Origin of the sequence: Leisingera sp. ANG1 (assembly GCF_000203975.2) — a bacterium.
Classification (GTDB): Bacteria; Pseudomonadota; Alphaproteobacteria; order Rhodobacterales; family Rhodobacteraceae; genus Leisingera.
The window spans coordinates 44380-63397 of record NZ_AFCF02000003.1; the positions used below are offsets into that span (position 1 = coordinate 44380).

Below are 19018 nucleotides of genomic sequence, written 5' to 3' on the forward strand. Positions count from 1 at the left end.
CTTTATCGGCAGAACCGGTCCAGGACATTGCGGGTGATGATCTCTACCTGACTGTCACGGCGCGTCAGCCCGGCGACCCATTCGCAGGTTCCGGCGCAAAACACTTCGCCATTGCCCTTTTCCCAGTAGATGACTGCCCCGTTGCCGCGGCTGGATTTGTCCAGCGTCTCTGCCGTCAGTTCACCGTGCATCGTCAGTGCTTTAAATTCAGCATCGGCGGTTCCGATGTAGAGGGTCTCGCCCCAGTGGGCGAAATTCGCCTCGACATTCGTCGCCATGCCTAAAGCAATGATCTCGACTGATCCGGCGGTGCCGTCCCGGCCAGTCGGATAAGGCAGCCCGTCGTCAAAGGTGAAATCCACCCCATCCACCTCGTAGCCGAAAATCCGCGATGCCGCGCCTAACTGGTCGCCGTAGCCAAGCCGCGCGCCGTCCAGCGACCAATGGTCCGGGCGGTAGACCGTGAACCCGCCGCTGCCTTGGCCGACGCAATTCCCGAGACCTGCATAAACACCTTTCAGGCCATTCACGCCGAAGGTCTGCGCGCCGGGCCGGTTGACTGGCGGGGCATCCCAGGCACCGGTCAGAAGGTGTTCCTGATCGCTTCCCATAAGGGGGTCGGCTTCCTTGGCCGTGTATTTGTAGCAGACCTGTGTTTGCGCGTTGTTTTCGAGCCGCGTCTGCCACAAAAAGTTACCGGCGAAGCGCGCGACCCGGCCCCCGTTTTCGGTAAAACGCTCTACCCGTTCGCGCATAGCCGCTGTCCAGTATTCGTCATGGCCGACGAAGACCGCACACCGGTGGCCCGCCAGAAGGTCCGGCTCCAGTTCCAGGTCGTGCTGCGTGACGATTTCGAAATTGTAGCCTTCGGCCTCCGCCCAGCGGCCAAAGTGGCGTTCATAGCTGGCCCAGCCAGCCGAGGCGTATTTCTTTGAATACCCGTAGGCGTAAGCCCACTCCATATAAGGGTAACGCACCATGCCGCCGGGATCGGCCGGCCTCTCGGTCAAGGCGCGGGGAGCACCTTGGGGCAGCTTGCAGAACCCGCGGGTCCAGGGCCGCTGATTCGACAGCACAGGGGAAAAGGCATTGCGTCTCGGCCCCGTAATGCCTTCATAGGCGCTGGATCCACCCCAGCAGTTATAGGCAAGCCAGGTTCCCGTTGCGCAGATCAGTACCATAGGGGCTGGTTCGGCATTTGCAGCCCGCCGGACAAAGATCACATGGTGTTCTTCGACAGAATCGTCTGCGTGGTCTGCCCGCAGGGTGATCAGATAGGCGCCTGCCGCCCAGTCATCCGGAATAACAAACGAATGACTGATATCCCAGCCGCAGCCATTGACCGAGCAGTCCAGGGGCGTGTCCTGATGCCGGCCCGGCAGGTTTTCCGCCCGCAGCACAGGGACATAATCCGCCCCGTCCCGTCCCACCTCCAGAGACCAGGTTTCGGCAGATGTCGACACCCGCAAACCCACAGTTTCGCCGGGCCGGAAGCTGTAGCGGCCGGTGTAGCCCCAGATTTCAAGCACCCGTTCATCTCGGGCAGGACCGATGTAATAGTGATCCAGAATATGGCGTGCCCGCGCTCGGGTGCGCGGTGTGATAGCGGGGCCTGCGCTTTCCTGTTCCGGCTGAATCACAATTCCAATCCTTGTTGTTCTGTGCCATGGCCAGGCGCACCGGCGCTGACAAAACCCGGAGGCCATATGTGCCTGGCGCACCGCATTTTGCACACTGCGTTCAGGCACACTATGCGGCTTGAGAAATGGCTGCGGCAAGATCCAGACGGAACCTAAGATGCTCGTTCAGGCAAGGCAGTGTTTATAGAGCGGGAGGCCTTTTAGGGCCTCCCAGTGCCCGTTGGCCTGCCGGCCCTGCACTTCGCCGCAGACGCCTTCCACGAATTCGTTGAACACCGGGCAGATCCGGCCGCCTTCTTCACTCACTCGGGGAGATATTTGTCCGCCCATTGCGTGGCGGCGGCCCCCGAGGCGATTAATTTCTCGATGGCCTCTTCATCCAGTCCAAGGCGGGTCAGGATTTCCCGCGTGTGCTGCCCGTATTTTGGCAGATACAACGGGATGGCGATGCGGCTTCGCTCGGGCCGGACGGCATTCGGAGCCACCAGATCGCACCAGCGCCCCATCGGGTGCTGGTCATGGCGGATCACCCGAAAGGTGTCCTTCGACAGATCAATCGCCCCCCCGCTCTCCAGCTGCAAAGAGGCATCGCGGGTCGCATGCAGGGATCCTAGCGGAACCGCTGCGCTGGAAGTGCCGGACAAGGCTGCACTCCAGAAGGCTGCGGGCTGGGTTGCAAAACGCTCGGCCAATGCCGGTTGCAGTTCTGTCTCTCGCAGATCAGCCAGATCGCTTAGTTCCGCAACAGCGGCAAGGGCGGTTTGGCGCTCCTTCGGGGCGGCAAAGAACATCCAGCCGTCGGCAGCCTTATAGCAATGATAAAACGCATCCCAGCCAAGCGCTTCACGCCCCGCGGGCTCGTCGAAGGGCGCACGCCCGTTGAAATCATACATGAACTCGGCCTGGATCAGATTGCCAGCCCCCGCCAGGGCAGCCCGTGCGATGCTGCCTTCTCCGGTGCGCCGCAGCTTGATCAAGGCGCCGCCAAGCGCAACGCAGGCGCAATACCCGGTTAGCACGTCGATGGTGCCGAAATGCGCGTGCTCCTCCGGCGTGTCCATACCGCCCCCGAACCGCAGCATCACACCAGTGGCGGCCTGCGCCAGGTCGTCATAGCCAAGGTGGTTCGACTTCGGCCCCTGCAGCGGCCCGCCGAAGGCGTCAAGCTGGACCAGGATCAGCTGCGGATTAATCTCCTTCATCCGCTCCGGCGACAGGCCGAGCGCATCGCGCTGCGCATCTGTGCCGTTCATGGTGACCACATCAGCTTCGGCAATCAGCCGGGCCAGAACGTCCTGTCCCTCGCCGCTGCGCAGGTTGAGCAGGATGCTCTCCTTGCCGCGGTGCGCATGCAGGCCAAAGACCACAGCGTTCCACGGATCCACCGACGGGGAAACAGGCTGAACCAGCGTAACCTCGGCCCCGAACCGGGCCAGGGTCGAGCCGATGGTTGGACCGGCGATGACATTGGTGAGGTCAAGCACCTTGATCCCTTCAAGCCACCCTTGATTGCCAGTTTCACCAACCGCGGTGGAGCGCGGCTCTTCCGCCAGCAGCATATCCAGATCCGCGGGGCGGGCTGGCTGCTTGACGGCCGCACCACGGTCATCCGCCAGCCAGGCGATGTTGCCCATCTGGCGCATTTCGCCATGCTTGGGGTCGTCAACCTTCAGCACCAGGCCGGAAGCCAGCGCATGCGGATCGTCCAGCCACTCCTTGGTGGTCCGCTGTGCCGTGGCGGGTGCTTTGGCCGCCCCAAACCGCGCTTCCCATTCATGTGCCGGACGGGTCAGAAAAGCTTCTTTCATGGCGCTGGACACGCGCGCTCGATCGGACACGCCGACCGGGTAGCTGCGCATCGACCAGTCCGCCGGCCAATCGGATTGATCCAAGTAAGCATCGAAGTCCGGCAGCTCACTCACCAGTTCGCCCAGCCCGAGCGTCTCCAGCGCCCGTTCGGGGTGGCCCTTGATACTGCAGGCCACAACATAAAATCCGCGACCGTCGGCGCAGGGATAGGTGCGGTAGAACGGGTCAAGGAACTCAGACAGTTCCTCGAACTCCAGATTCATCGGCAACCCTGCCGCCGCGCGCCGCTCCAGCTCTACTTCGCGCGGGGATTTATAACGCTCCGGGTAGTCCTCAATCTGTTCGCAATTGTAGACAAGGCCTTCCAGCAGGGCTGACGCCAGCGGCACCTCGATGTGCTCCCCGCCGTTGCGGCCGCGGGAATGAAGCGCAAACAGGACCGACATCGCGCCAAAGGTCGACCCGTAGGCCGAGGCGAGCGCCAGCGGCGTGAAGGAGGGATTGATCCCCATCAGCCGCCGGTTCAGCCCCATATCCGTGAATTGGCCGGTCCGCGCAGCAATTACCGCCTCCCAGGCGGCGACATCCGCAAGTTCCGGGTCCGCAGACGCAAAGCCCGGCATCGACAGGGAGATGACCGCCGGATTGATGGAGCGCATCGCCTCCGGTCCAAGCCCCAGGCGGCTCATTACACCTGGGCGGAAATTGTCGATTACAACATCAGAGCGTTCAACGAGGCGAAGAGCGGTCTCCAGCCCCTCTGCCGTCTTCAGGTTCAGCTCAAGAAAGGATTTGCCCCGCGACAGCATGTCTGCCGCGGGGGATTTGAGCCGCGGCCCGCCGGGCGGATCAATGCGGATCACTTCAGCTCCCATGTCGGCAAGCATCATGCCAACAAGCGGCCCAGCCAGGTACTGGCCAAAATCGAGAACCCGGACATTCGACAAGGGACGGTCGTACATATGGTCAAAGTCTCCCGCTTGTTTGGACGGTGAATCGGTCGAACTTCCGGGAAGGTTAGCCTTGATACTCGCATCAAATTTGTCCAAAAATGCCAAAATTTAATCCATTTCGGACGAATTGATGTCTCTTAAGGTCAACATCCTTCTCTTCGAGAAGTTCTCAAACATGCTCTTGGCTTGTTTGCTGGAGCCTCTGCGGGTAGTGCGTGACCAGACTGGAGCCAATATTTCCTGGTCCATCCTCACTCCCAAAGATACTTCGGTCCGCAGTTCAAGCGGCCTGCGTCTTTCTCCAGACATACCGCGCGCTGACGCGGAAAGGTGCGATCTGCTTATGGTCGTTGGCGGCGATGACTTCCGGCAGGACGCTGCTGATCCCGTCAGCAGGAAGTGCGTCACACTCACCAAACGAGCCAAGACGGTCATTGGGGCTGACACCGGTGCCTGGATCCTTGCCTCCTGGGGGCTGCTTGAAGGCCGCAAGGCCACTTTGCACTGGCAGACACTCGCAGAATTTTCCGAGGTTTTTCCGAATGTTGAAGTTCTGCCTGACCGTTTCGTGCGGGATGATCAAATCTGGACCTGCGGCGGTGCTTCAACGGCGATGGATCTAATGATCGCCCTCATTTCAGAACTCTATGGCGACGCGCTGGCCCATGATGCCGCCAGCATGTTCCTGCACGACGGCTCTCGCTTTGAAGGCCAAGGTGCGGGATCCATGCAACCCAAGGGCTCGCATAACCTGCGGCGCTGCACAGCCATCATGGCCAAGAACATCGAGGTCCCCTTGTCCACTGAAACCATTTCCAAACAGGCCAACCTTTCGGTCCGGTCCATGTCGCGGATTTTCGTCAGGGAGCTGGGCATGCCTCCACAGCGCTACTATCAGCTGATGCGTCTGACGCGCGCCCGCGATCTTGTGGCACACACGGATCTGACGCTGAACGAAGTCGCGCTGCGGAGCGGTTATTCTTCCGCACAGTCGCTTTCCAAAGCATTCTCACGCCAGTTCGGGGTCAGTATTGGATCAACCCGCAAACACAAGCAAATCTGGTGACAAAATTGCACAGCTCCGAACACCTGTAAGGATGCGGTTTCGCGGGGCAAGCTGGCATCGCCGCCTGATTTAACAGCTGTAAATGCAGAAACACATTTGAAGCATAAACCGGTCTTTTCCAGTTTTGTGGGTTCACAGGGAGCCTTAGCTCGCACCGTGTTTGCCGAGAACTCAATAAATGTCCTGAACTCAGGTTGGCGCGGCACCTAGGCGTTTTTTGAGAGTAAGTTGATCAAAACGGCCTGCGTGACTTGGGCTGTGCCGGCATGCCCGCCCAAATCGGGTGTGAGATGACCGGAATTCAGAGCTTTCTCCACAGCCCGTTCGATGGCACGCGCGGCCTGAGGCAAACCAAAACCATGCTCGAACATCATCGCAACCGACAGGATCGCGCCGATCGGGTTGGCTATGCCTTGGCCGGAGATATCCGGAGCGCTGCCATGAGTCGGCTCGTAAAGGCCGCCTTTCACCGGGTGCCCTGCGCTCGCAGCGGTGGGCAGGGTTGCGGAAGGCAGCATGCCTAGCGACCCGGAGACCACCGCGATCAGATCCGAGATGAGATCGCCGAACAGGTTGTCCGCCAGCAGCACGTCAAAGTTCCGCGGCGCGCGGGCCACGGCGAAGAGCGCATAATCCATCAGCAGATGGCTGAGTTTGACATCGGGGTACTCGTCGCGCCCGATCCGTTCCACCGTTTGACGCCAAAGCTTGCCGCTCTCCATCACATTGGACTTGTCCAGCGAGGTAACATGCCCGCGCCGCCCGCGTGCCGCCTCAAACGCGCAGCGGGCGATGCGCTCGATTTCATGGGTACGGTATTCGCTGATTTCGAAGGCCCGGATCTGGCCGTCACTCAGGACCTCGCGCCCGCGGGGCTCACCATAGTAGATGCCACCCGAATTTTCCCGCACGACCATCAGGTCAGCACCTTCCGCGACCTCCTGCCGGTAGGGTGTGTGCGGAAGAAGCGCGGACCATGCACGCGCGGGGCGCAACGCGTTGTAGACATCCAGCTCAATCCGAAGGCGGGTCAGGCCGTCCGTTTCCGTGACCGGCCCGTCGATCCTGATACCGTCCCATTCCGGCCCGCCGACCGCACCGACCAGAATGGCGTCTGCGGATCGTGCTTTGGCCGCAACTGCATCCGTGCAGAATGTGCCATGCACGTCCCAGGATGCGCCGCCAAGCAGATCTTCCTCAATCTCGACCGCCACTCCGAATTGATCCGCGGCTTGACGAAGCACCGCCAGCCCGCTGGCCACGACCTCAGGGCCGACGTGGTCGCCGCCGAGGGCCAGCACTTTGAACGGGCCGCTCATCCCGCCATCCCCTGCTGCAGCTCCAGATGCATGGCATCCGGGTCCAGATCACGTTGCAGCAAGCGCATGCTGGAATGGAAGTCATCCAGATCAACCGAAGACGTCAGCACAGCGCGTGGCGGAGTTTCGGGCGTGAACCCGGTCCGGCCGTGCAGCAGCCGCTGATTGTCGAACAGCAGGCCCTCACCCGCCTTCAGATTCAAGGTCAGGCGCAGATCCTCACTATAGAGAATCTCAAACAGCCGTTTCAGCGCGCGGTAGACCGGCACCACTTGATCGGCAGGCACATCCAGTGGTGAGATTTGCCGCTCGTTCATCCGCACCCCGCAGACCTTGCCCCGGTCATCCAGCCGGATGACCGGCAGGCGGGACTTGTACCAGCGCATGTTGCCATGGCTGTTGTCGCCAGGGTCGAAGCGCTGACAGGTGATCGGCGTTTTGCACAGAAGTTCGAAATCCTCCGGCCATTGCTCTTTCAGGTGCCGCGCGGCTTCGAACCCGTCCACCAGGGTCGAGGCGCCTCCGTTCGAGCTGGGCCGCAGAACCTGAAACACGGTGATCCCGATGGCCGCATAACGGTAGGGTTCGTCCACATGCGGATCCAGCGGACCGGTGGTATCGCCCACATTGGTCACGGTCGTCTTCTTCTTCAGCGTATAGGTGCCGAAATGTGTCTGCCGCTGGGCGCCGGCCAGCCGGATCATGCGCTGGCTTTCCTCACGGTTGGCCGGCGCATCCACGATTTTGCAGAACCCGTAGTCACGCACCATTTCAAGAATTTTCAAACGGGCTGCCGGGTCCGCCTCGGCCTCAATCAGCGATCCGACCGGAATATCCGAGCTGAGAGTTCTGTCCCACAGAACAGGCTGCACTTGCCTGCGGGCACGCTCTGCATCCGAATAGCAGTGATTGCGCAGCCAGCGAGCAGCATATTCGGAACGATGCCCATCCGGCCAAGTCACCTGAACGCCGTTTCCCTCCACCACCGCACTCTCGATGGAGATCCCTTCGTCGATATGGTGCAGTCGGATGCCGCGAACACCGGTCTCCGGGGTGCCGCAGTCCGGACACCAGCATTGGTGCCTCAGCCAGATGGGATGAAACCGGCTTTCGTGGCTATCCTCCCAGGTTAAAACCAAGAGGCCGTTTTCGATAGCAACGGACCGGATGCTGTGGCGTGCAGATAGCATTGGACTGTTCCTCGCGGGTTACCTGACCGCCATAAGGTCCTCAGCGAATACAATTGACAAATTCCAATTCAACACATGATGGTTGAGCCAAGCTCACACATGGAACGCACATGCTGCCCAACGCCAAAGATCCTTCCTACCTGGGTGCCCTGGTCTATTTTCATCATGCCGCTGAAAGCCTGAGCTTTTCCCGCGCGGCCCAGGTCCTGAATGTAACACCTTCGGCAGTCAGCCACCGCATTACGGCGCTTGAAAACGCTCTTGGAATACGGTTGTTCGAACGCCGCGTGCGCGAAGTCCGGCTCACGCAGGATGGTGCTGAACTGGCACGCGCAACAGAAGTGATCTGGAACGAGCTCAAAGAGATCACCGGGAAGCTGACGGCCCAGGAAGTGCTGCGGGTCTCGGTCGGGCCCTATCTCTCATCGCAATGGCTGCTGCCCCGTATCGGCGCATTCGAAGCGCAGCATCCTGGTCTGAGAGTGGATCTGATCCACACGATCGGACCGCCGGATGCGGGTCTGGCGGACGTCTCAATCATTTGGGCCGAACTGGATAGCCCTGCATCCGACGCAGAACTGCTGTTTGATACCAAAGCTGTCCCGGTTGCTGCCCCCGGGGTGCAGTTGCCCGATGCGTTTTGGAACGGGCACCTGCCGCCCATTCACTATAGGGATCGCAGCACATGGCGGCACTGGCTCGCGGCTGCTGGGGCACCGGCCGAGTTTGCAGACCGCGGAGAGGTTCTGGAGGAGCCGCATATTGTCCTCGAGGCAGCGGCCTATGGCCGGGGGATTGCGATAGGCTTTCTCCCCTTCATCAGAAAGTTCTTTGAACAGGGCCGGCTCGTCCCGGCAAGCCCGCAAACAGTCCGCTCTAGCCGTGGTTATTCAATGATCAGCAATGCCGGCGACAGGCCAATGGTAGGCAAGTTTTCAAAGTGGGTTTGCGAAGAGGCTGGCAGGGAAGTTGTTTCGGCGGGAAATCCAAGGCTCACATTCGATTGACCTGTTCGTTCGGGCAAAGAGACGTTGTTGAGAATTTCCTCAGAAACGGCAGGGCTGTTCTTCGAAAGACACGGAAGGTTTGCAACCGCTTCCCTGTCCTTCGAAGACTGGTTTTTCTGTAAAGGGAATGGTTTCCTTAGGTCGTGCTCGAGCATCCCGTAAACCGCTGCGGTCAGGCCATGTTAAAGAGAAATGATACCACCGAGATTCTGATCCTGGTCACGCCGCATTTCAATCTTGCGGCGACAATGGCGTTTCTGGACCCGTTCCGGGCAGCAAACTATCTGGCCGGAAAGCAGCTTTTTCAATGGCAAATCGCCAGCGAGGCCGGGACGCTGTGCCGGGCCAGCAATGGCCTGGAAATTGCCGTCAGCCCGCTGGATCGGCCGAAACAGATGCAGCCTGATATCGTTGTTGTTTCCAGTAGCTGGACGCCTGAAGCTTTCGCTGGCGAGCCGCTGCTGTCCCTGATCCGGAAACACGCGCGGGCGGGCAGCTATACCGCCGGGCTCGACACCGCGGCCTTTATCCTGGCCGAGGCGGGCCTGCTGCGGGGGAAGCGCGCGACGGTTCACTACGAGCATATCGACGCCCTTAGGGAGAAATACCCCGAAGTTGATGTATGCGAGGACCTGTTCGTTCACGAGGGCAGCACCGGAACCTGCTGCGGCGGCGCGGCAACCGGAGAGTTTGCGCTGTTCCTGCTGCACGGGATCGTTGGCGATGCGCTGACAAACGACTGCGCGAAGTACCTGTTTTACCGGAACTTGCGGGGGCTGGGCGCACATCAGACCGATGGTCAGCTGGAGCCGATGGGGCTGGCGGCGCCGCCTAAGGTCCGCAAAGCCATCGCGATCATGGAGCGCCACCTGGAAACGCTGATCAGTATTCCCGAGCTGTGCAGGCTGGCCGGGGTGTCGCAGCGCCAGTTGAACCGGCTGTTCCAGGAATATGTGCGAACCAGTCCGCAGCTGTACTACCGGGATATCCGGCTGGACCGGTCGCGCGGGCTGGTCACCCAGACCGAGCTGCCGATTTCAGAGATTGCCCAAGCCTGCGGCTTTCCCAGTCATGTGCATTTCGCGCGCGCCTACAAGCAACGTTTCGGGTTGCCGCCGCGGCAGGACCGGATCGAAGGCAGGGTGCCCTTTGAGTTCCGGGCCTGGCCCATGTACCGCCCGTCTATGGTATCACAAAATGTCGAATGAGGTTCAGTAAAAGGCAATTAGGGTGCGGTAATAGGTGTCTTTTTCGCGGATCATATCTTTGACGCCTTCACGAGGCAGGCAAAGGAGTGTTCACCGTGACAGACCTACCGACCAAGGCACAGTTCGCATCTATCGCTGAAGGCTATTCCGCGGATGCAGGCAATTCGCAGTCACTCAAGGCGGATGCATACGTTCAGCGGGAATGGTTTGCCGCTGATCAGCGGGAAATCATCGCCAAGTCATGGCAATGGGTCTGCCATGTAGAAAAGCTGCGCGAGCCGGGTTCCTACGTCGCCGTGGAAATCGCGGGCCAGCCGGTGGCCGTGGTCCGGGACCGCGCGGGTGTGCTGCGCGCCTTCTACAACGTCTGCAAGCACCGTGCGCATGAGCTGCTGAAGGGTGAGGGCAGCACTACCCGCATCATGTGCCCTTACCACGCCTGGGTCTACAAACTGGACGGCCAGCTGGTGCGGGCGCCGGAAACCGAACATCTGGAGAATTTCGGCACCGGTGACATCTGCCTGGACCAGGTGCAGGCCGAGGAGTTCGCGGGCTTTGTCTACGTCAACCTGGATCCAACGGCTGCGTCGCTGAAAGAACAGTCCGGCAATCTGGAAACCGAAATCCGCCATTGGGCACCGGATATCGACCAGCTGACTTTCGGCCACCGCTTGACCTACGATATCAAGTCAAACTGGAAGAACGTGGTCGACAATTTTCTGGAATGCTACCACTGCCCGACCGCGCACAAGGATTTCTGCGATCTGGTGGACATGGACACCTACAAGGTGACCACGCACGGGATTTACTCCAGCCACATGGCGGATGCGGGGAAATCCGCGAACACTGCCTATGATGTTTCCAATGCCACCGTGCGCACCCATGCGGTCTGGTGGCTGTGGCCGACCACTTGCCTGATGCGCTATCCAGGGCGCTCCAGCATGATTGTTCTGAACATCATTCCGGTGGGGCCGGACCGGACGCTGGAGACCTATGACTTCTTCCTGGAAACGCCGGAACCCGACGCGGGCGAGCTGGATGCTATCCGCTATCTGGACGAGGTGCTGCAGGTCGAGGACATCAATCTGGTGGAAAGCGTCCAGCGCGGCATGAATACGCCCGCGTTCACCCAGGGGCGCATCGTCAACGACCCCACGGGGTCAGGGAAGTCGGAGCACGCGGTCCATCATTTTCACGGGCTGGTGCTGGAGGCCTATGCCGGGGCTGCGGGATGACCCAGCCCAACATCGTTGTCATCATGGCCGACCAGCTGGCGCCGCAGTGGACCGGGGCCTATGGCCACCCTGCGGCGAAGACCCCGCATATCGATGCGCTGGCGTCTCGCGGCATGCGGTTTGATGCGGCCTACTGCAACTCGCCGCTGTGCGCACCGTCACGGTTTGCCTTCATGTCCGGACAGCTGATCAGCCGGATTGCCGCCTATGACAACGCCAGCGAGTTCCGCGCCTCGGTCCCGACATTTGCCCACTACCTGAAGGCGCTGGGGTACCGGACCTGCCTGTCCGGCAAAATGCATTTTGTAGGCCCGGATCAAAAACACGGGTTTCAGGACCGGGTGACCACTGACATCTACCCGGCCGATTTTGCCTGGACCCCGGATTGGGAGGCCCCGGATGAGCGTATCGGCAAGTGGTATCACAATATGCAGACGGTCAAGGAAAGCGGTGTAGCTGTCGCCACCTATCAGACCGACTACGATGACGAGGTCGGGTTTGCCGCGCGCCGCTGGCTGATCGACCGGGGGCGGGAACGGGCAGTGGGAGAGGCCGCTCCTTTCTGCCTGGTGGCGAGTTTCATTCATCCGCATGATCCTTATGTCGCGAAACCCGAATGGTGGGACCTCTACGCCGGCGTGGAGATCCCGATGCCTGAGTTTACCCCAGCGCTCGAAGATCAGGATCCATTCTCGCGCCGGGTGATGGATGGGATCGAGGCCAGCATCATCCCTTTAAGTGAAGTGGAGGTGCGCCGCGCGCGGCGCGCCTATCTGGCCAATGTCAGTTATTTCGACAGCAAGGTCGGTGAAATCGTCAAAGCCATTGAAGACATTGGTGCAGCCGAAGACACAATCATCATCGTCACCGCCGACCATGGCGACATGCTGGGCGAACGCGGGCTGTGGTACAAGATGAACTTCTTTGAGCATTCCGCCCGGGTGCCGCTGGTGATGGCGGGGCCGGGCATTGCGCACGGCACGGCAGCCAATGCCTGCTCCTTGCTCGACCTGCTGCCGACTTTCGTGGAAATTGCGGGTGGTGATGAGACGATCCTTGGCGAGCCGGTGGATGGCCGGTCGCTGCTGCCGCTGGCGCAGGGAGAAACGGACCCCGTGGACGAGGCCATCGGAGAGTATTGCGCCGAGATGACGCCCTACCCGGTCTTCATGATCCGTCGCGGACCGCTCAAATACATTCACTGCGATCCGGACCCGCCGCAACTCTATGACCTTGCGCAGGACCCGCTGGAGACCCGCAATCTGGCCCAGGATCCGGCTTATGCGCAAGCCGCGCGCACCTTTGCCGCCGAAGTCGCTGAACGCTGGAACAGCGAGAAGCTGCGCTGCAACATCATCGCCACCCAGAAGTCCCGCCGTGCGCTTCATGCCGCAATGGAAGCAGGCGCCGGAGAGCATTGGGATTACAATCCGCCCTCCGACGCCAGCCAGCAGTATGTGCGCAACCACATGGACTGGACCGTGGCTGCTGAGCATTACCGTTTGAACCCGGGGAACACAGATGACAGGAAAACTTGAAGGCAAAACCGCGTTGGTCACTGGCGGCCGCGGCGGGATCGGGCGCGCCATTGTTGCACGGTTTCTGCGCGAAGGCGCGCGGGTCTATGCGGCAGACCTGACCCCGCAGGGAACATTGGCGGCGCATGACGAGGACGGCAGCACCTTTGTCAAACTGGATGTCACCCAAGAGGCCGATGCCATCGCCGCGATGGAACAGGTGGCGTCCGATGCCGGGAGGCTGGACATTCTGGTCAACGCCGCCGGGATCGAGATTGAAAAGACCATCGAGGACACCACGCTGGAGGAGTGGAACCGCAGCTTTGCGGTGAACTGCACCGGCACCTTCCTGGCGTCGAAATACGCGCTGCCATTGCTGCGCGCCGCGGCCAAATCGGGCAGCAGCGCCAGCATCATCAACTTCGGCTCCTATGACGGGTTCATCGCCGATCCCGGCCTGGCTGCATATTGCGCCACCAAGGGCGCGGTGCATGCGTTGACCCGGGCGATGGCCTGCGATCACGGCCCCGAGGGCATCCGTGTAAACGCCATCTGCCCCGGCTATATCGACACGCCGATGCTGCAAAGCTTCTTCACCGGCGACGGGTCCGGCGGGGGCGGCAAGACCATTGATCAGCTGCAACAGGCAGTGCGCGATGTCCATCCGATGCGCACCTATGGCACCCCGGAGGATATCGCCAATCTGGTCAACTGGCTGGCCTCGGACGAGGCGCGTTATGCCTCGGGCCAGCTGTGGGTGCTGGACGGCGGATTGTCTGCCCAGGTGCAGCAGATGAAGCTCTGAGGACGCAACCATGGTCAAGCAGAAATCTGTCATCATCACCTGCGCCCCGACCGGCGGGATACATACCCCGACCATGTCCGAGCATCTGCCCATCACGCCCAGCGAGATCGCCGCCGCCTCGATCGAGGCAGCAGAGGCTGGGGCCTCGATCATCCACCTGCATGCGCGCGACCCGGAAACCGGCAAGCCCGATCCGGACCCGGATCTGTTCATGGACTTCCTGCCGCGGATCAAACAGGCGACAGATGCGGTGATGAATGTCTCCACCGGCGGCGGGCTGGGGATGACCCGCGAGGAACGGCTGCGCGCCGCCACCCGCGCCTCACCCGAGATGGCCAGCATGAATATCGGGTCGATGAACTTCGGCATATTCCCGATGAAGGACAAATATTCAAACTGGAAACACGCGTGGGAGCCGGAATTCCTGGAGATGACCCGCGACTTCATCTTCCGCAACACATTTGCGGATATCGAGTATTGCCTGAAAGAACTGGGCCAGGGCCACGGCACCAGGTTCGAGTTTGAATGCTATGACCTGGGCCATCTGTATAACCTTGCGTGGATCCGCGACCAGGGCTGGATCGACGGCCCGATCTTTGTGCAGATGGTGTTTGGCATCCTGGGTGGTGCCGGGGCCGATCTGGACAACCTGATGCACATGCACACCATCGCCAACAAGCTTTTCGGCGACGACTACGAATGGTCGGTTCTGGCGGCCGGGCGCCACCAGATGCCCTTCACCACCCAAAGCGCCCTGCTGGGCGGCAATGTCCGCGTCGGGATGGAGGACAGCCTGTACATCGGGCCGGGCGAAAAAGCCGTGTCCAGCGCGCAGCAGGTCAAGAAAATCCGCAGTATCATCGAAAATCTGGGCCACAAGGTTGCCACCCCGGCAGAGGCGCGCGCGCGTCTTGGCCTGAAGGGCGGCGATCAGGTCGCATTCTAAGGGGGAGAGACCATGCAGACCAAGATGCTGATCAACGGCGAACTGGTTGCCGGTGACGGGGCGGCGCTGCCGGTCACCGACCCGGCCACGGGGACTGAGATCACCCAAGTGCGGGAAGCCAGCCCGGAACAGGTGGAGGCCGCGGTGTGGTACTCCGAGGAGGCATTTGACAGCTTTTCGCGCAGCACCCCGGCGGAGCGGTCGGCCCTGCTGCTGGCAATTGCGGACTGCCTGGAGGCACATCAGGATGAGCTGGCCGGGCTTGAAAGCCTGAATGCCGGCAAGCCCTGGCCCTCTGCCCGCGACGACGAGATGCCGCTGACCATTGACACGTTCCGCTTCTTTGCAGGCGCGGCACGCACCATGACCGGTTCTGCCGCCGGGGAATATGTGGCAGGCCACACCAGCATGATCCGCCGCGATCCGGTGGGTCCGGTGGCCGCCATCGCGCCCTGGAATTATCCGCTGATGATGGCGGCCTGGAAACTGGCGGCGCCGATAGCGGCGGGCTGCACCGTGGTGCTGAAACCCTCTGAGCTGACGCCTTTATCGACGCTGCGCCTGGCGGAGCTGTTGAACGGGGTCCTGCCGAAGGGCGTGCTGAATGTGATCCACGGCACCGGGCCGGGTATCGGCGATCAGCTGATCAACAGCCCGCAGATGGAGGCCATCACCGTCACTGGCAGCCCGGCCACCGGCATGGCGGCGATGCGCGCGGCGGGCAATCAAATCCGCCATGTGCATTTGGAGCTGGGCGGCAAGGCGCCGGTGATCGTCTTTGACGATGCGGATATCGGGGCGGTTGCCGAAACCATCCGCTACGGCAGTTTCTTCAATGCGGGCCAGGACTGCGCCCAGCCCTGCCGGGTGCTGGCGCAGGATGGCATCTATGACAAGCTGGTCGCGGCAATCGGCGCTCAGGTCAGCCAGATCCGTACCGGCGCGCAAAAGGCCGAAGGCACGGAAATGGGTCCGGTAATCTCAGCGGCTCAGCGCGACCGGGTAGCTGGATTTGTCGATCGCGCTCGCGCGGCTTGTGAGGTTGTGGCAGGCGGCTCATCAGGGGAAGGAGATGGGTTCTTCTACAGCCCGACGGTACTGGCCAATGTCAGCAACGATGCCGAGGTCGCAACCAGCGAGGTCTTCGGACCCGTCGTTTCCATCTCCCGCTTCAGCGAGGCCGAAGATGCCCTGCGCATCGCTAACAGCGGGCGCTACGGACTGGCGTCGTCGGTCTGGACTGCCAATGTCGGACGCGCGATGGAGATGACCAGCCGCCTGCGCTATGGTTTCACTTGGGTCAACACCCACGGCGTCGGCACACCGGAGATGCCCTGGGCGGCGATGAAAGGGTCCGGCACCGGCTGCGACATGAGCGTCTATGCGCTCGATGCCTATACCTCGGTCCGGCATGTGATGGTGGCGCACTGATGCGGCTTGCAGGGAAAAGAGCGCTGATCACCGGCGGACGTCAGGGGATCGGCCGGGGAATTGCTGAGGCTTTCCGCAAGGAAGGAGCAGCGGTGATGGTTGGCGGGCGTGGAGAACGCCCCGATGATCTGGATGCAAATATCGCATGGTTCACCTTGGATGTGACAGACGTCAAAGCCGTGAACGAGCTTGCCGAGGATCTGGGAGGGTTGGAGGTTCTGGTCAACAACGCCGGTGTCCAGGTCGAAAAGACCGTTGCGGACAGCACCGACGCCGATTGGGAGCTGGTCATGGGCGTGAACTGCCGGGGCGTGTTCAACATGTGCCGGGCATTCATTCCGGTCATGTCCAAGGGGGCGTCGATCATCAATATCGGCTCCATCTCAGGCAACACTGCGGATCCCTCGATGGCGCTTTATAACGCATCCAAGGCCTTTGTGCATGGGCTGACACGCTCCATCGCCGTGGACCATGGGCCCGATGTGCGCTGCAATGCGATCTGCCCGGGCTGGATCGAAACCGGCATGCTGGAGGCCGGCTTCGACCTGTCGGGGGATCCGCAGGCGGCGCGTCAGGACGCTCTGGCCCGGCACGCTGCCCGCCGTTTCGGCCAGCCTTCTGATATCGCCGCAATGGCGGTCTGGCTGGCCTCGGACGAAGCGGGATTTGCCACCGGGCAGCTGTTCACCATAGACGGCGGCATGACCGCTGCATCACCAATCAACACCGGGTTGTTTTAGTCGAAGCGGAGCTGTTCAGATGGCGGATATTACACACACAGCGGTGCTGGGCGCCGGCACCATCGGCGCCAGCTGGGCGGCGCTGTTCCTGGCCTCTGGCCGGTCGGTTGCGGTCTACGACCCTGCCGAAGGCACTCAGGGCGCCGTGCAAGCCTACATCGATCAGGCTTGGGAGGCCATGAGCGAACTGGGGCTGACCGCGCGGGGAAACCGGGACCGGATCACCTTTGCGCGTTCAGCGCGAGAGGCGGTTGAAGACGCTGGTTTCATTCAGGAAAACGTGCCCGAACGGCTGCCGGTCAAACATGCGCTCTTTGCCGAAATCGAGCCGGTAATTGCTCCGGATGCTATTGTGGCAAGTTCTGCCTCCGGTTTGACGCTTGGCCAGATGCAGGCCGGCTGGCAAAACCCCGGCCGGTTCATTCTGGGCCACCCCTTCAATCCTCCGCATCTGATCCCCCTGGTTGAGGTGATGGGAAACGGCCTGACTGATCCGGACGCAGTGCCGGCAGCTGTGCGGTTTTACAAGGATATCGGCAAGGTCACCATCCGGGTGAAAAAGGAAGTACCCGGCCACGTCGCCAACCGGTTGCAGGCAGCAGTCTGGCGCGAGGCGATCCATCTGGTGCAGACTGGCGTGGCCAGTGTGGGCGATGTCGACAAGGCGATGTCGGCAGGGCCTGGTCTGCGGTGGGCGGCGATGGGGCCGACAACCCTGTTCAGCCTTGGCGCAGGATCCGGCGGGCTGCCGGCATTCTGCGATCATTTCGCTGATACGTTCAACGGCTGGTGGGATGACCTCGGCAAGCCTAAGCTGACCTCTGAAATATCAGAAATGCTCGCAGAGGGTTTAGCCAGCGCAAATGGCGATACGTCAATGGAAAGACTGGCAGCACTCCGAGACCTGAAGATTGTAAAAATGCAAGTGGCTTTGGCAAGCGTGAAAGAGGTCGAGTAAACCCGGAAGGAAAAATTCGGGATGTGGAATTGCCGCTAACTCACCATGCCCGATTGCGGAACTGCAGCCCCGGCGCTGTTGCGCAAATCCGGGTCTGAGGGCAGCCCCACTTTCCCCGGACGGATTTACTCTACGGGCCCTGTGACAGGTATACCGAGAGCGGTGCAGCCGTTCAGAACGGCGATGCGAACTTAAAGCTCGGCGACCTGGCGTTCGAAGCCTTTTGCCATCAGGGATTGGCCGAGCAGCTTGATGCAGTTCATCTTTGACTCGACCCGGCTCGGGCGGTGAAATCCGCTCCACGCCGCCAAGATGGCGCGGCCGGGATACTTTGATGCGCGCAGGACTTCGTTTCGTGCCTCCGCGCCCGGGCTCGTTGGCTTCCTGGGAGTGGCATTTTTGCGGGGCGGGATAACAGCGTCGGAACCACGGGCGGCAATCGTCTCGTGGCATCATAGGCCCCGTCGGCGATCACGGAACCAATCTCTTCGCCTGCCGGGCAGGGGCTGTGTTTCTTGCGCCAAATGCGCGGCTTGGGGCCACCCGCTGCCCGGCAGTGTATCACGCAGTGATGTCCCGAGAGGGGATCAGCAGATTCAGCGGACCCGCGCCGCCACGGAACGGGACAGCCACGTTCAACTTTCGTGGCGGCGACACAGTGTACTGAAGTCCGGCACGGCCCAGCCCAGACCGGCCAGCCGCAGCAGGTTTTGTACGAAGCCCGCCGTCTGCCTCAGTGGCATCCCGAACAGTACTTTCAGGGTTAGACAGGTTTGGATCGCGGCGCCGCTGAACTGGCACCGGCGGCCGCGCTTGCCGGCCGGCGGCGGCGTCCAGGTCATCCTCGGATCAAACCAGATGGTCAGAGATCCGCGTTGCTTCCAGGGAGCAAATTGGGCTGATGCCGCAAATTCACCGCGCCGGGCGCGAATGGCTGTCCTCCGGGACAGAGGCCGTTCGCCTGGTCGGGCTTGGACTAGCATTGAGCGGGACTTTGCTGCCGTTGCCTTTTCGGATGTTTGCCGACGCCGCATCTGCTCGCAGATGCGGCCCGCTCATCGCTGCGTTGCAGCCAATGAAGTCAGAGTGGTTATTCAAAGCTTCGTCGATGCCGAATTCTCAAACCGTCTTTTCGCTGGATTGCCCCATCTGAACTGGTCCACCGCAAGGTTTAGAAAACGGAGGACTGAGAAT

The 19018-nt window shown here is 61.3% G+C and carries 14 protein-coding genes and 1 pseudogene; 10 read left to right on the plus strand and 5 right to left on the minus strand.

Going from position 1 to position 19018, the window contains the following annotated elements:
• Positions 1-2 precede the first annotated feature (2 nt).
• Positions 3-1640, minus strand: a complete 1638-nt coding sequence (locus tag GC1_RS06365) for a N,N-dimethylformamidase beta subunit family domain-containing protein (RefSeq protein WP_019294459.1) — start codon at positions 1638-1640, stop codon at positions 3-5.
• Between the two features lie 302 nt (positions 1641-1942).
• A complete protein-coding gene (locus GC1_RS06370; protein WP_019294457.1) occupies positions 1943-4411 on the minus strand; it encodes a CoA transferase in 2469 nt (822 codons plus the stop codon).
• A 121-nt stretch (positions 4412-4532) separates the two neighbouring features.
• Between GC1_RS06370 and GC1_RS06375 the strand changes: the two genes are divergently transcribed.
• The gene (locus GC1_RS06375) at positions 4533-5468 is read left to right on the plus strand and encodes a GlxA family transcriptional regulator (RefSeq protein ID WP_029204625.1); all 936 of its coding nucleotides are present in this window, start codon (positions 4533-4535) and stop codon (positions 5466-5468) included.
• Between the two features lie 206 nt (positions 5469-5674).
• Here the strand turns inward: GC1_RS06375 and leuB are convergent, their stop codons facing one another.
• Positions 5675-6787, minus strand: a complete 1113-nt coding sequence (gene leuB, locus GC1_RS06380) for a 3-isopropylmalate dehydrogenase (protein WP_019294455.1) — start codon at positions 6785-6787, stop codon at positions 5675-5677.
• A complete protein-coding gene (locus GC1_RS06385; RefSeq protein ID WP_019294454.1) occupies positions 6784-7977 on the minus strand; it encodes a TauD/TfdA family dioxygenase in 1194 nt (397 codons plus the stop codon). Before GC1_RS06385 ends, leuB begins: the two co-directional genes overlap by 4 nt.
• A 110-nt stretch (positions 7978-8087) precedes the next feature.
• Between GC1_RS06385 and GC1_RS06390 the strand changes: the two genes are divergently transcribed.
• The 9 genes from GC1_RS06390 to GC1_RS06430 all read left to right on the plus strand — a co-directional run bounded on the left by GC1_RS06390 (position 8088) and on the right by GC1_RS06430 (position 17824).
• Positions 8088-8984 (plus strand): LysR family transcriptional regulator, encoded by an 897-nt coding sequence (locus GC1_RS06390; protein WP_019294453.1) that lies wholly within the window; start codon positions 8088-8090, stop codon positions 8982-8984.
• Positions 8985-9163: 179 nt separating this feature from the next.
• Complete coding sequence (locus tag GC1_RS06395; protein ID WP_019294452.1) at positions 9164-10192, plus strand: GlxA family transcriptional regulator; 1029 nt, start codon at positions 9164-9166, stop codon at positions 10190-10192.
• 95 nt (positions 10193-10287) lie between these two features.
• On the plus strand, positions 10288-11427 hold the full coding sequence (locus GC1_RS06400; RefSeq protein ID WP_029204624.1) for an aromatic ring-hydroxylating oxygenase subunit alpha: 1140 nt from the start codon (positions 10288-10290) through the stop codon (positions 11425-11427).
• Complete coding sequence (gene betC, locus GC1_RS06405) at positions 11424-12965, plus strand: choline-sulfatase (RefSeq protein WP_019294450.1); 1542 nt, start codon at positions 11424-11426, stop codon at positions 12963-12965. The genes GC1_RS06400 and betC overlap by 4 nt, the downstream gene beginning before the upstream one ends.
• Complete coding sequence (locus GC1_RS06410; RefSeq protein WP_019294449.1) at positions 12949-13749, plus strand: SDR family NAD(P)-dependent oxidoreductase; 801 nt, start codon at positions 12949-12951, stop codon at positions 13747-13749. Before betC ends, GC1_RS06410 begins: the two co-directional genes overlap by 17 nt.
• Positions 13750-13759: 10 nt before the next feature.
• Positions 13760-14695: a 3-keto-5-aminohexanoate cleavage protein gene (locus tag GC1_RS06415; protein WP_019294448.1), complete on the plus strand. Its 936-nt coding sequence runs from the start codon at positions 13760-13762 to the stop codon at positions 14693-14695.
• Between the two features lie 12 nt (positions 14696-14707).
• On the plus strand, positions 14708-16126 hold the full coding sequence (locus GC1_RS06420; RefSeq protein ID WP_019294447.1) for an aminobutyraldehyde dehydrogenase: 1419 nt from the start codon (positions 14708-14710) through the stop codon (positions 16124-16126).
• The gene (locus GC1_RS06425; RefSeq protein WP_019294446.1) at positions 16126-16866 is read left to right on the plus strand and encodes an SDR family NAD(P)-dependent oxidoreductase; all 741 of its coding nucleotides are present in this window, start codon (positions 16126-16128) and stop codon (positions 16864-16866) included. The genes GC1_RS06420 and GC1_RS06425 overlap by 1 nt, the downstream gene beginning before the upstream one ends.
• A 19-nt stretch (positions 16867-16885) precedes the next feature.
• Positions 16886-17824, plus strand: a complete 939-nt coding sequence (locus GC1_RS06430) for a 3-hydroxyacyl-CoA dehydrogenase NAD-binding domain-containing protein (protein ID WP_019294445.1) — start codon at positions 16886-16888, stop codon at positions 17822-17824.
• 125 nt (positions 17825-17949) lie between these two features.
• Here GC1_RS06430 and GC1_RS22795 read toward each other — a convergent pair.
• A pseudogene (locus GC1_RS22795) lies at positions 17950-18705 on the minus strand (transposase); the annotation flags it as partial.
• Between the last annotated feature and the right edge of the window lie 313 nt (positions 18706-19018).